The organism is Myxococcus sp. CA039A (genome assembly GCF_013336645.1).
Classification (GTDB): Bacteria; Myxococcota; Myxococcia; order Myxococcales; family Myxococcaceae; genus Myxococcus; species Myxococcus llanfairpwllgwyngyllgogerychwyrndrobwllllantysiliogogogochensis.
Genome location: NZ_JABUMQ010000742.1, coordinates 1 through 569, shown reverse-complemented (window position 1 = coordinate 569; position 569 = coordinate 1). Strand labels below are relative to the sequence as shown.

Annotated in this window: 1 protein-coding gene; it reads left to right on the top strand. The window is 74.9% G+C overall.

Features of this window, described 5'->3' with window-relative positions:
- Positions 1-569, top strand: a 569-nt coding sequence (locus HR086_RS47365) for a PEGA domain-containing protein (RefSeq protein WP_174468961.1), incomplete at both ends; no start/stop codon positions are given.

The following is a 569-nucleotide window of genomic DNA, read 5'->3' as shown; positions in this document are numbered from 1 at the left end:
CGCCCGACCCCGTCACCGCCCCACCGGTGGATGACGCGAGCGAGGGACTGGCCCGCGCGCGCCGCGCCGCCGGACTCGCCGCGCTGGAAGACCGCGACTACGACACCGCCGTCAGCGAGTTCACCGAGGCGCTGAGCCTGCGCAAGACGCCCGGCGGAGACCTGGTCGAGCTGTTGCGCATCGCCACCGACCTCCAGTCGCGCGAGCGCAGCCGGGGACGCGGAGAGCAGGCCAAGGCGACCCGGGAGCCCCCGACGCGGCAGACCGCCCGCTCGCGCGCCTCCAGGGCCGCCGCCGCTCGCGCGCAGCAGCAGCAACCCAGGGAAGAAACCACCGTGCTGGAGGAGCCTCGCGGCGGTCTTCTGCTGGTGACGTCCACGCCGCCGGGCCTCGTGGTGCAGGTGGATGGGAAGGCCGTGGACCTGACGCCCGCGCGACTGCCCCTGCGCGCGGGGACGTACCGCGTGGCGCTCGCACAGGGCGACCGCCGGCTGGTGGAGGAGACGGTGGAGCTGGAGGAGGACGGTGTGCGCTCCATCAACCGCGACCTCAGCGAGCAGCTGGCCCCA